This is a genomic window from Gynuella sunshinyii YC6258 (genome assembly GCF_000940805.1).
Classification (GTDB): Bacteria; Pseudomonadota; Gammaproteobacteria; order Pseudomonadales; family Natronospirillaceae; genus Gynuella; species Gynuella sunshinyii.
In genome coordinates, this window is record NZ_CP007142.1 from 4,145,599 (window position 1) to 4,159,045 (window position 13,447).

Annotated in this window: 12 protein-coding genes; all 12 read right to left on the reverse strand. The window is 45.0% G+C overall.

Annotated features, from left to right (window positions below):
• Nucleotides 1-225: 225 nt before the first annotated feature.
• Nucleotides 226-2,355, reverse strand: coding sequence for a phosphatase PAP2 family protein (locus YC6258_RS17175; RefSeq protein WP_052830375.1), 2,130 nt, complete (start codon nt 2,353-2,355; stop codon nt 226-228).
• A 948-nt stretch (nt 2,356-3,303) separates the two neighbouring features.
• Complete coding sequence (gene gorA / locus YC6258_RS17180; protein WP_044618024.1) at nt 3,304-4,677, reverse strand: glutathione-disulfide reductase; 1,374 nt, start codon at nt 4,675-4,677, stop codon at nt 3,304-3,306.
• A gap of 261 nt (nt 4,678-4,938) precedes the next feature.
• Nucleotides 4,939-5,481 (reverse strand): GNAT family N-acetyltransferase, encoded by a 543-nt coding sequence (locus tag YC6258_RS17185; RefSeq protein WP_169748988.1) that lies wholly within the window; start codon nt 5,479-5,481, stop codon nt 4,939-4,941.
• A gap of 302 nt (nt 5,482-5,783) precedes the next feature.
• Nucleotides 5,784-6,275, reverse strand: a complete 492-nt coding sequence (gene gspM, locus YC6258_RS17190) for a type II secretion system protein GspM (RefSeq protein ID WP_044618026.1) — start codon at nt 6,273-6,275, stop codon at nt 5,784-5,786.
• On the reverse strand, nt 6,275-7,507 hold the full coding sequence (gene gspL / locus YC6258_RS17195) for a type II secretion system protein GspL (RefSeq protein WP_044618027.1): 1,233 nt from the start codon (nt 7,505-7,507) through the stop codon (nt 6,275-6,277). The genes gspM and gspL overlap by 1 nt, the downstream gene beginning before the upstream one ends.
• The gene (gene gspK / locus YC6258_RS17200) at nt 7,507-8,595 is read right to left on the reverse strand and encodes a type II secretion system minor pseudopilin GspK (RefSeq protein WP_044618028.1); all 1,089 of its coding nucleotides are present in this window, start codon (nt 8,593-8,595) and stop codon (nt 7,507-7,509) included. Before gspK ends, gspL begins: the two co-directional genes overlap by 1 nt.
• Nucleotides 8,579-9,298: a type II secretion system protein GspJ gene (locus tag YC6258_RS17205; RefSeq protein WP_044618029.1), complete on the reverse strand. Its 720-nt coding sequence runs from the start codon at nt 9,296-9,298 to the stop codon at nt 8,579-8,581. The genes gspK and YC6258_RS17205 overlap by 17 nt, the downstream gene beginning before the upstream one ends.
• Nucleotides 9,295-9,681, reverse strand: coding sequence for a type II secretion system minor pseudopilin GspI (gene gspI, locus YC6258_RS17210; RefSeq protein ID WP_052830376.1), 387 nt, complete (start codon nt 9,679-9,681; stop codon nt 9,295-9,297). The genes YC6258_RS17205 and gspI overlap by 4 nt, the downstream gene beginning before the upstream one ends.
• Entirely contained in the window at nt 9,665-10,255 is a 591-nt protein-coding gene (locus tag YC6258_RS17215) for a prepilin-type N-terminal cleavage/methylation domain-containing protein (RefSeq protein ID WP_044618030.1), read from the reverse strand. Before YC6258_RS17215 ends, gspI begins: the two co-directional genes overlap by 17 nt.
• Before the next feature lie 2 nt (nt 10,256-10,257).
• Nucleotides 10,258-10,677: a type II secretion system major pseudopilin GspG gene (gene gspG / locus YC6258_RS17220; protein ID WP_211264555.1), complete on the reverse strand. Its 420-nt coding sequence runs from the start codon at nt 10,675-10,677 to the stop codon at nt 10,258-10,260.
• A gap of 20 nt (nt 10,678-10,697) precedes the next feature.
• Entirely contained in the window at nt 10,698-11,906 is a 1,209-nt protein-coding gene (gene gspF, locus YC6258_RS17225; RefSeq protein ID WP_044618032.1) for a type II secretion system inner membrane protein GspF, read from the reverse strand.
• On the reverse strand, nt 11,906-13,414 hold the full coding sequence (gene gspE / locus YC6258_RS17230) for a type II secretion system ATPase GspE (protein WP_044618033.1): 1,509 nt from the start codon (nt 13,412-13,414) through the stop codon (nt 11,906-11,908). Before gspE ends, gspF begins: the two co-directional genes overlap by 1 nt.
• Nucleotides 13,415-13,447 lie beyond the last annotated feature (33 nt).

Below are 13,447 nucleotides of genomic sequence, written 5' to 3' on the forward strand. Positions count from 1 at the left end.
CACAATAGCCAATGGGCTTAATACAATCTTGAGAGTAAGAATGGCGGGCCTTCAAAGAAATAAGGACGCTCTGCCTGGATATTCGATAAACAGAAAAGATATGATGGTAAACGGAGAGTTCAGATCACCAACGAAACGAGAAATGCATGGATATACCTGGAACTGACTATATGGTGGTTATCCACTCCCTGGATATACCCACCAAATTGATCATATCAGCTGAGGCTATTTTGCCGCTGTGACAGTTAATTCAACAGACTTATCATGATACGTGGCAGAAACCGTGTAGTCACCTGCATCGATAGCCTTGAACTCGCCTTCCACCTTACCCGCAGTCAATAACGTAAATTGAGTTCCAACAGCCGGCGTCAAAGTACCCATATCCAGGGTCAATGATGTGCCATCAAGATAAACGGCTTTGTTAACAGTGATCTGACTGTCATCATCATCCATGCTAACCTTTAAGTTACCCGCGTTCATAGTCAGATAACCGGACAGTTGCAATGTTCCGGCACTGTCAACTTCTAAAACACCACCCTTAACGTAAACATCACCGGTACCAAAGGCTGACGGGGATTCAGCTTCCAATGTACCATTCTCAAGAACCGATCCGCCGCTGTACTGATTATTACCGGTTAAAGTCAACTGCCCGGTACCATCCTTGGTCAGCTTTCCTGCGCCCGTAATATCGTTACGCCACCAGTCATGAGCACTGAAACCTCCATTCGCTGCATCCATTGTGACCGTTACATCACCAATGAATGCCCCATAACCATCAGCAGCGGCCAGGAGATTGATTCTTCCCCAACCATTTGAGTTGTCCAATAACGGGTAACCAGAGTCGATTTCTGTCGTATATAGTACAGCTCTGCGTTGTTCAGAAGTCAGATATGGTTGACGGGATTTCAACAAAGCTTCAGCACCTTCCGGCACAATAGGATCCTGATTGGCAGCAGTAATATCCTGCGGCAAACCATAAGTCATACGCTCTGTATATAAGGCCTTAATGGCGTCGTGGTCAGCATAAAAATTGTTGTTGAACACCTCAAGATTAATATTATCTCCATTCGTAAAACTGCCAACTTCATTTTCTGCCAATACCTGATGGGCATAATCATAAAGGCTCATCCCCGCATCATTCGCCTTTTGAGTAAAATACTCCTTGGCCTGATTGACAGCGGCGTCAGCATGATCCGCCCCGGTGGCTTCTGTTAGCACATATGCGGATATCGCCAGAGCCATTATACGGGCGCCAATCACATCAACAGGAGAGTGCATGCCTGCGAGGATTCGACTTTCGCCAAGATCAGAACCACGCATTACCAGCTCAGAAAAACGTTGAGGAAACGCATAGGCCATTGCCATGGAAACCAGTATTCCAGCATTTGTGTGCCCACTGGGATAACCACCATCTTTGCGCAGGCTCTGACTATCTACCGTACCACCCAAACTGGCTCTACGCTGACAGATCAATCCTGGAACAACACTGACACTACTGTCGTACACATCAAAATTAATTGAATTGGTGTCGCTGTTTGCATCCGTACAATCGCGAGACTCATTGCCCTGATAACTGACAATACCAGTATCATTCATGCGCCATGGCCTTGGCGTAGAATAAATATATTTGGAACCGCTGGTAGATGATTTGCCAATATGTGAACGGAAATCCTTCACCAACTGCACAACAGCTGAGAGCGCCTCACCAGTAGAATTTCCTGCATAGTCTTCACTATCATTGCCACCGATCGCATAGTGACTGTTTTCCGTTACATCAGTCACCAAAGGGATTGGTAAATCAACGTATGCTCCACTTGCCTTAACATACTCTTCTGTCAATGGCCCCATTCCATCAATAACAGAATAGTTTTTACTACGGCGGTCATCCAGGAAGGCACGGATTGCCTCGTTCTGAGTACGATTAGTCGTCACATCAACGACATATTTAATATTTTTGACCCAGGTTTCAGAATCAACAATCGGATTTTCCAGGTAAGTGTCGGGCCCTGATCCACTAGCAGCGGCCTGATATGCGTCTGACGTTCCCTTCCAGACATCATTGATACCACGCAGCATGTAAGCATAGGGGTTGTCGTTTATACTGTATTTTAACTTTGAGTCTGCATTATTGGCAGCAAAAGTTATTGACGGCAATGGATACTGATCAGCTGGCACAACGGCCACAAACGCCTTTCCAACACCACTTGGTTCACCAGGTTTTGAATAGCCAGCGTGAGTTTCGTTATTTTCAGAATTACTATCATCAGCATTATTGCAACCACTTATCAGTATTGAAGTGGATACGATAGCAACATATAGAGCGGACAATCCAACGGATCTACGATGTATATTCATGGGATACTTCTACTTTGAGGCAATGACAAAAAACATGCAAACCAGTGCTTTTGATTTGACTTTAAAAGAAATCTGCTTTTGCATAAGGACTTTCATCATATTATTGAAATGTGACACCTTTGTTACTTGTTAGCACCTCAATAAAAACATCTCACATTTCTATGAACACCTTTTTTTAATTTAAAAAAACATAGATTCCCATACCACATTTAAAAGTTAGTTTAATTTCCACATTAAACACCAATCTATAATGAAATTTTTTTCAGAACATTCAACAATTAAAAAGAGTATTCCTAACATCGCGTCATCTTCTTTGAAACAGTCCTGAAAAACCCATACAACAGAAAATGAAGGATTTTTTTAGGAAGAAATGTTGGTCCGGCTCCACTATTAATCCGACACAAAGACTTGCCTGGTTAATAGAAACACGGAGCCTTAAAAACGAGTGGGTTTCAACTAATGTTTATTCCGAAATGGCTAAGTATTAACCGATTAACTCAGCATTTTGAGGCGAATACACCTTGTTTTCAAGCTTATTCAATACGGAGCCCGTGGAGAAATACTATCGTTGGGTCTGAAACGAGCTGAAACATAATTTTGTTATCAGCGATGCGCCACTAATTATGGACAAAAATCTGATCAAACCGGACATTTAAGGTTTATATAAAGCGCCCACTTTGCACAGATTTTTGCCCTATCCTATTAACCTGGCAAGTCTTTGTGTCGGATTAATAGCGTGATGCAGGAATGCACCGAGATGTCGAACCAACACCATTGGCCATAGCCAATGCGAGCCCCCGCAAATTAAGCCGTCCGACGATTCAGTGTTTCGCGTAACACCCCAGATTTCTTGGGGCGACAATTAAAGAGATCAGCACGATCTATTTAATTGCTGGGTTAATAGTTTCGTTCAAAAGCTCTGAAGATTAACCACTTCAATCCCCAGGCTTATTCCTCATGTATTCGACTGGGGGCACGCATGGTTACGAATTCCTCGGCACTGGTAGGATGAATTCCAATTGTCTGATCGAAATCTTTTTTTGTAGCACCTGCCTTTATAGCAATTGCGATTCCCTGGATAATTTCTCCAGCATCAGGACCAACCATATGCGCACCAAGTATTTTATCCGTTTGACCACAAACCAGTAGCTTCATAAAACAGCGTTCTTGTTTGTCGGACAAAGTATATTTCATAGGACGGAAATTTGAGGTATAAACCAAAACACGCTTATGCATAAGTTTGGCTTGTTCTTCAGTCAATCCGACCGTGCCAATATTTGGCTGACTAAATACAGCCGTGGGGATATTACTGTAATCAACGGCGGTGGCTGTTTTGTCATCAAATAAATGGCGCGCAACAAACATTCCTTCCGCGAGAGCAACCGGTGTCAATGCAACCCGGTCAATCACATCACCTAATGCATAGATATTATCGACACTGGTCCTGAAGTGTTCATCAACCTTAATCGCTCCAGACGAATCCAACTCAACCCCCACACCTTCAAGGCCAAGATCAGTGGTCTTAGGTTTTCTTCCCGTCGCCATCAACACCTGATCACACTCCCACACACGTTCTTCCGCTTCCGAACTAAACGTCACTTTTAATCGCTTATTATCGGTTTTTTCAACCTTTGTCAGATTAGACTGGCAACGAATATCTACACCGTTACCGGCAATCTGATCTGCCGCAAACTCTCTGACTTCATCATCAAACCCTCTAAGAATTTGCGGTCCACGATAATGGAGTTGAACATTAGCGCCTAACGCCGCAAAAATACCCGCAAACTCCACGGCGATATAACCGCCACCAATAATGACAATATCTTTTGGAAATTCATCCAGATAAAACACTTCGTTAGAACTGATTAAATGCTCCCGACCAGGAATATCAGGAAGAAATGGCCATCCGCCAACAGCGATCAGAATATTTCTGGCAGAATAAACATCATCACCCACTTGAATATGGTGCCGATCTTTCAACACACCGCGACCGTGAATAATATTGACACCAGCATTGGTTAGCATCGCATTATAGATTTCATTCAATCGACTGATTTCCCGGGTTTTATTGTCTCTTAACATTGGCCAGTCAAAGTCGGGCTCTGAAACGTTAAGGCCGTAGCTTTTCATGAGCTTAAAAGAGGACCGTAACTCCGAGCCGTAGACAAACAATTTTTTCGGTACACATCCTACATTGACGCAAGTCCCACCAAGATAAAGCTCTTCAATAATTCCTACTTTTGCTCCAAAACCAGCTGCAAACCGAGCAGCTCTTACGCCACCTGATCCAGCACCTAAAACCAGCAAATCGTAATCAAACATCGCCACTTACTCTCTATATTCTGAACCACATTATTGTATAAGGGATGCACTCAAAGAACGAGGCCACACCAAGGGCGATTTTTAAATACCAACAATCCACTCAAATCAGTTATCCATGGCTCATAAACTTTTACTTATCGTAGGTCTTTGTGTTGTCCATCGACACTATTCCGAGAAAACCGTTGGTGTAGCCCCGATCATTACCCACAAATAAAAAAGCCGGAATAATCCGGCTTATATCTCAGTATCATGGATAGGCATTTACATGACAGAATTTTTGTGCTTTTCACAAGGTTTATGAAAAACAGCCTCTTCGATTTCTCCCACTTTGACCGTCTTGAAAACCTTATAACCCATGGATTTATAAAAATCGGAATATCGTCGATTACCAGTGTCCAAAAATATACCTATAGAGTTTTCATCTTTAGCACAATATTCATGGATACTGTCCATCAACATGCGCCCAAGCCCCAACCTCTGATAATCGGGATGTACCCCAATCAAATTAACCATGCGATGATGTTTTGAGGGAATCGCCTGTTGAACCTCAGTGAGATACTGAATAAATCCCTTCGTGCATTCATAACCAGTCGTCAAAAACATCTTCAGGCGCCACATAAACTGGTCAGAAAGATCCATTTTCAATTCAATATCAGATACAAAAGCAATCCCTGCCAAATGATCGTGGACCTCATCCACAACCCCAAAAACGGTTTCATTGCGATCAAAATGTAATTTGATTAACTCACGAATAGTGGCTCTGATACGCTGTTTATAGCCCGGACTTTGATGCTGTAACAGCAACTGAAAAGTGGGTTCATGACGATAACAATGATAGAGCAAGGACCGGGCCTGTCTGGATATGGAACGGTCCAAAGTTACGACTTTGTAACTGCTGAGATCACTCGACACAGCTGACGACATATGCAAATCTCCCCCAAATATTCGACTTTGTTATTATTATTGAATACGAAAATTGCGTGAAAATCGCTTTCTGAAGAAAGTCATCACACCTGACAGCACTAAGTCTGATCTGGAAAGCTATTAACCTTACAGACTGTATCAATTACCTTAGCATTGAAGGTAATAACTTACCAGCAAGGCTTTTATTGTCTGACCAGAACTCCTCTGACATTAACGATGCCGGATTTCTTGCCACTCTCCACGCTCAGTTGGTCAGCGACAATGCCTTGTTTATTCAGTTCCAGCATCATCTTGGCAAATACATCAAACTCAACATCATCGAACCAGATCCGCAAACCATTGCGACCATCATTTTCAAAGCGCTGTAACTTTAACTTCTGATCGCGGGCGACTTTATTAACCAAGGACGACAGGGCTCCACCATCATCACTCGAATTGCTTGCAGCGACACCACTCATTTGTGCAATCGTTTTTGCTTGCGGTCCAACTTTCAACAACCAATCGTATAGTTCTGTGCGGGATTCAAGCATGGAAACCTTATCGGATTTATATCCAAGCACAGGAGTGATTATCGCAAACCAAACCAGCAGTACTGAAAAAAGGACTGCCGTTGCTATTACAACCTGACGTTCACGCTCAGCCAGTTGCTGCCATTTGAGTTTTAAATTGTTCATCAACTTGATACTTTCCCGGTAATTCTGAAGTTTCCACGCGTCATATTTTTATCCTGGCTGGCAGATAGCTCAACGTTATAACCTTTCCCTTCCAGCTTGGATTTTATCTGTTCCAGTTTTTGAAAATCCTGATCCAGAATAACCATCAACAGCTCTTGCTTGTCTTGAGTATATCTCAAGGAAATCAGCGTTTCCTGGCCTTTAATAGACGCGAAATCCTCCAGCAGTGATAGAAATGAAGCCGCACTTGTGGTGGTTGTGGGTTGACTGATGAGGTTCTGAACTTCCCGTTTAATCAGATTCTCCCGACACCGTTTCTGTGGCCCAAAAATATCTTTGCACAGTTTCTCGTTGGCCTGCAGATATGCTTCTGAGAGTCTCGCCGCCTGCCACCCTTGAACAACCTGGAAGCTGAGACCTGCGACCAGCAATACGGTTGCCGCAATAGCCGCGGGTTTTAACGCATTAAGCCATTGGGATTGCTCTTTCTTACCGCCAAACTCACCGATCAACAAAGAGTGGGCTGGATGGCTGCTTAGCAGCTTATCAACCAGAAACCCTAAATATGTGCCGGTATAGTATTCAGTGGTTAGCTCCTGATCCGCTGACAACATCACCTGAGCCTTAATAATATTTTCCTGCTCGCTGTTTTCAGGCAAAGTTAACTTGAGGGGTTTATCTTCATGCTGTTCCATGGCCTTAGGAAGCAACGCCCCCAGCCAACTGACATCCGCACTCAGGCAGTGACTGGGGGAAGATACAACCATGGAGCGGTCAGTCTGAATGACGTGAATAGCCCCTGCTTCAACCAGAATCTCAGCATCAATAAAACACTGTACAACTTCGAGCCCTGCCTCCTTAAGGATCTGAAGCTGAGTAGCAAACCACTCTTTATCAATGGCAATGACCGATAGACTCCCTTGTTTGGGCTTTCCTCTGGGTACCAGATGATAAAGCGACGGATCCTGGGAGAGCTTTTCCTCTACTGCAAAGTCAATTGCCTTCGCGGCATACTTCGCTTGACCCGGTGGCAGAACCATTTCCAGGAACACCGATTTTTCAATTGGAATAATCAGAGCAACCTTCGGCTCAGTGCTCCCCTCATTTTCCAGATAGGATTTCAGGTCTTCCCAAGAACCTGATTGATCGGGCTGACGATGGCCCTGGTTAATCAATAACCAGTTTATGGTGTCTTGCTGCTCAGTCAGCTGTATCGTGAGTAAGTCTTGCATCAGTTTATATTTACTTGTGTTTGAGTATTAGTTTCAGAGACTGCGGTATTGTCCAAAGGAGTCACGCTCAGATTCCTTGATAGCAGTTCGACTGCATTATTCTGGTCACGATAGAGCACGCTCTGTATATAAAACGGAATATTCAAACGCCCCAATCTATCTTCAAGGTCAACTTCAGCATGTACCAAAAAATAATCCGAGTTAATGGTCAACATGTCTTCATCCAACCCTTTCAATTCATCTTCAGTAAATCCGACTGTGTTGATCATTTCATCAATGGACATAAATGGAGCATCTTTCCGAGAGTCAACAATCTTCTGAATATTATCATTTGTCCAGGAACTGGATACAGTTTGCAGCACTTCAGCGCTCGCAGTATTGACATTCAACCGCATATCAACCGGTAACGCACACACATAATCTTTTAACTTGTCATAAAAGTCATCTGTCATGCCATCCACAAGCCGCAACTCCGAAATATCTGACATGGGCATTACCGGCGGGAAATAAGGAGGCTCCTTTGTGGTGTACAGATATTCCGCACCACTATCCTGATGAAACCAATTGCGCACCGAGTCTGCCAGGGCAGTATTTATTCCCAATGCATCGAGCAACCTTGAAAATGAACTTTTCATCAAATCCGCATCAGGGTTTTGATCACTCAGCCAGTTTATATTGAAACGACGGTTTAAATCGGTGACCTGGACCATAGCCATGCCCTGCTCCAGTTCGGTTTCACGTCCTTGCCCCAACAAAACAGGTCCAATTAGACCTGTATCTGTATCTGTATCTGTACTACTACCATTCCAGAGCTGATTGGCCAAGTCGTCAAACTTGGTATTATCATATTTGGATCCAGGCATGGTCACAGTACCATCAAAATATAAGAGCTGAGCCCCCATCTTCTCAGCCCCCAACAGATACTCTCTGGCCTGCCCACGCATCAACACAGATACAGAACGATCCAGACTCTGTCTTTGCGCCAGCTGTATGTTGGTTGCAACCAGACTCAATAAAGTCAGGATCAATAACACCTGCACCAGCGCAACACCGCGATGATGGACGTATAACCTATTTCGCGTCGGCATTGTCTGTTCCTTTTGGCCACCCTTGAGGTACCAGCCATTCACGGGTTATCTCACCATATTTCTGATGCTCAAGCGTCATCTTGATCAGAACTGGACGCTCATCACCAGTTGCACCAGCCGGTGGCCATTCTTTGGTCGTCACCAGATTACTGTCTGAATCTTTATAAACAAACTCAAAATCAAGTGATTTGACATAACCAAGAATTGCCACTTCTTTTGGATCATCATAACTGGAGTGCTCCAGATGAAAATAGTAGGCACGAATCAGACAGTATCCTTCCAGATTCTTTTGATCCAGACGTTGATTAGGAATAATCGCCCGACTGCAACGTTCGTCACTCATAGCCGCGAGTTCATAACTGACTCTCTGCAATTGGCTTCGTGGATTGTCCTTAAGCTGTAAGAGAGATTGCGACCAACCTTTGCGGGTGAACGTCAAAAAAGTTTCAAAGTTAGCGATAATGGAATTTTGAGTTTGACCGTAGTCATCTTTTACCGGACGCTCAGGGTCCAGTTCAAGAATATCCGTTTCTATGCGACTTTCAGCTCTTTGCAACTGATCCAGATGAAAATTTGCCTCTTCCAGGCGCCTGCGTCCATCAGTCACGCTGCTCACCAGTGATAATGTGTAAAGTGCCAACACCGCAGAAACCGTAATCGCAATAAGTAATTCAACCAGGGTAAGGCCTGTCTGCTGCTTCATACTTTACCCACGTACGTCACCAGCAGATCTATTCGCTGATCAGGGGACTGCTTTAAATAAACCTCAACTTCAACCTGCCGAATGTAGTCAACCTTGTCTTCCATCGTCGGTACCGGTAACGCTTTCACTTTGAGTGTCCACTCCCGCCCGACATACTTGACCGTCTTTTTAGTTTCATCCAATGCGGGAAAGGTATTAGCCAAACGTATCTCGGCAATTTCATTTTTAGCCACCCAACGCGCAAACATACGTTCTTCAAGGCGTCGGGCACTTTCGGCGGCCGAACTACTCGCCAATGACAAGCTGATTGCTCCCAGAGCAAAAATAGCCAGTGCCACCATCACCTCAATCAAGGTAAAACCGTTACTACGGGTTCTGCGCATAGGCCTCCAGCTCCAATGGGTTGTAACCATCAGAATCAAGCAACCACACCGGATTTTCCTGATACTTGATCACAATACTGAATGGGGGATCAGACTCGCCATCGCTGCGAATAACCACCAGGGGGGTAATTGGATTGATATACTGATCCGGCTGATCATCCTCGTCAGAAAAATCAGGAAGGTCATCAAGTAGAGGCAACTCCTGATCATCAACCCAAAATTCATAGGCAACATCTTCAGGAATATCATGTACTTCAAACAATTGACTCTCTACTGCGCTGGCATCTGGAGACCAGTTAACATACCGCTCACCAGAAGTTCTCTCCGTCAACATCTCTCCAGCCAACCATAAATACTGGTCTCCGCTCATTACCAGACCAATATCCTGACCAGTCAAAATCGCCAACTGCTGGGCGTTATCAAATTGCGTCTGCATACTCAACGCCAGCTTTTTATTCTGCTTAACCGGATCATAAACTGATACGGACGTGGCAATCGCTCCAACAACAACCCCGAGGATCACCAACATCACCATCAGTTCTATCAGGGTGAAGCCAGTCTCCGCCCGTTTCATAATTAATTTATACTGCTAATATCCGCATCGGCTTCTTCACCGCCTTCGCGACCATCTTTACCATATGAAACGATCTCAATAGATCCACTGCCATTGTTTATGTATACGTATGGATTACCCCAGGGATCTTTTGGTGCTGTTTTGATATAAGGGCCACGCCAGTTCTTGGCTTCAGGACTGCCACTAGGCTTGTTCAACAAGGCATCCAAACCCTGATCAGTTGACGGATAAACAAAATTATCCAGGCGATACATATCGAGTGCAGTTTCTATTGTCTTTAAATCCGTCCTAGCCAGTTTCTGGTTGGCCTCATCCTGACGACCAAAATACATCGGTGCAACCAATCCTGTAATCGCTGCCATAATCAATACAGCAATCATCAATTCCAGTAACGAAAAGCCAGTCTGTTTATTGTTCATCATTTCCTTACTCTATTACTTATTTAAATATTTGAATTTAGCTGAGCGATTGGCAGAACCACGGCCATAACGATCAACATCACGATCATACCCATTACCACCAGCATTAACGGCTCCAAAAGAGTCAACATTGTGGAAATTAATTCTTTCAGAGTTCGCTCCTGGGTATTTGCTGTTCGCTCCAGCATTCGCTCAAGATCACCACTGGCCTCGCCACTGGCAATCATGTGAATCATCATCGGAGGAAAGTAGCCTGTCGCAGCCAGAGATTTGTTCAAAGACTCCCCTTCACTAACCTTCTGGGTAGCAACGGTCACTTTTTCCTGAATCTCAAGATTGCCGATAACCTGCGAAGCGATTCGCATGGCATCAACGAGCGGTACCCCACTGCTTCCCAATGTCGCTAGTGTGCTCGCGAATCTGGCAGTGCTAAAACCTTTAATCATTTTACCAATTAAGGGCAGTTTTAACTTGAACCGGTCCTTAATTTTCTTCCTTCCAGGTGTACGCCCCCACCAGATATTAAAAAATATCAGCAAAATCACCAATACAACCATCCCCAACCAATAGGCTCGGACAAAGTCACTCACGGATAATAATATCTGGGTTGGTTTGGGGAGTTCCTGATTACTCGATATAAATACGTCAAGAATCTTGGGGACAACGGTATTGAGCAGGTAAACCACAATGGAGAAAGCAATCACCACCAGGATCGTAGGGTACACGGCCGCCATCTGAATGCTTTTCTTGGTGGCATCCTGGCCTTCAACGTAATCGGCCAGTTTATCCATGACGGCTTCGAGATGGCCAGATTGTTCACCAGCGTCGACTGTTGCACGATAAAGATGTGGAAAAGCACGCGGATATTCTCCAAAAGCCTGGGCCAAGGTGTGCCCTTCGAGTACTTTCCCACGAACGGCCATCATCATGGATCGAATTTTGGCTGACTCGCTTTGCTCCGCAACTGCTTTCAGACATTCTTCCAACGGCATACCGGAACCAACCAAGGTTGCCAGCTGCCGGGTCAGCAAAGCAAGATCCGCACTGGATACTGACGGGCCTTTGCGACCTAAAGAGGCATTTCCACCTTTCTCCTTGACCAGCTCTACCTCTGCCGGAAACCATCCTTTGTCTCTGAGCATTTGCCGGATCTGACGCGGACTGTCGCCTTCAAGAACCCCTTTACGACGCTTACCTTTTTCATCAATGGCAATATAATCAAAAGCGGCCACTAGAGCTCCTTACGACAAACACGTAATACTTCTTCAACAGTCGTCAATCCCTGAAGCACCTTTGCGATACCATCATGATATATGCTTGGATCCGACTTACGAGCTTCAGCCTCCAGTTCCTGCTCACCGGCTCGGGTGTGAATCAAACGCTGTAACGTGGGCGTTACATTCACAATTTCATATAAACCAAGTCGACCTTTATAACCGGTATTGCGACACTGGCCACACCCTTTGGCGTAATAAATAGTCGGTGGATTAGCCGGATCAGCCCCCAAAAAACCACATTCAGCTTTATCGGCTTTCACTTCTTGTTTGCAATCCGGACAAAGAGTCCTTACCAGACGCTGCGCACAGGCACCGATTAATGATGAGGACAGCAAAAACGGCTCAACCCCCATATCCTGCAAGCGGGTAACAGATCCAATGGCACTGTTTGTATGCAATGTCGATAGCACCAAGTGCCCCGTCAGAGAAGCTTCCACAGCAATCTGGGCAGTTTCAAGGTCACGAATCTCGCCGATCATCACAACGTCTGGGTCCTGACGCAGAATCGCCCGTAAACCACGTGCAAAAGTCATATTCACTTTGGTGTTGACCTGTGTCTGACCAATACCGGGAAGACTGTATTCAATCGGATCCTCAACGGTCATGATGTTTCGGACCTGATTATTCAGCTCTTCCAAAGATGCATAGAGCGTTGTGGTTTTACCAGAGCCGGTAGGCCCGGTAACCAGAATGATCCCATGCGGTCTGGTAATCAGCTTCTTGATATCATCATAGGCTCGCTTGTTCATTCCCAGGTGGCTTAAATCCAACTTGCCAGCTTGCTTATCCAGCAAACGCAATACCACCCGCTCCCCATAGTTTGAGGGTATGGTTGACACCCGTATATCCACCTCTCGGCCCGCCACACGCAGGGCAATCCGTCCATCCTGAGGTACTCTCTTCTCAGCAATATCCATCTTCGACATAACTTTGATGCGGGAAATCAATAAAGGTGCCAACGCCCTTTTTGGTTGAACCACTTCACGCAGAACACCGTCAACCCGGAATCGGACAAGCAACTTACGCTCAAAGGTTTCAATGTGAATATCAGAGGCACCTTCTTTAACAGCCTCTGAAAGCAACGCATTAATCAAACGAATAATTGGCGCATCGTCTTCTTGCTCCAGCAGGTCTTCAGTTTCAGGTACCGCATCGGCCAAACTCCGGAGATCCATTTCATCCCCGAGGTCTTCGACCATTTGCATGGTTTCACCCGAGTCACTCTGATATATCCTGTTGAGGGCAAGGTTAAAATCTTCTTCTGTCACCTGTTCCGGGACCAGATTCACACCTGCAAAACGCCGGGCCTCCTGAAGAGACTCTAATGCCACATCGACCCGATAGAGCAATTTGGGACGATCATCTTCTTTAAAGTCGATAACCACTCCCTTGCGCTTGGCAAAACTGAATGGCAACCGGGCTCTTGATTCTACGTGTACACTCTCAGTCACTAACTTATCCATCTTCGTGTGGTGGTGTTGTTCCGTCATTGCTTA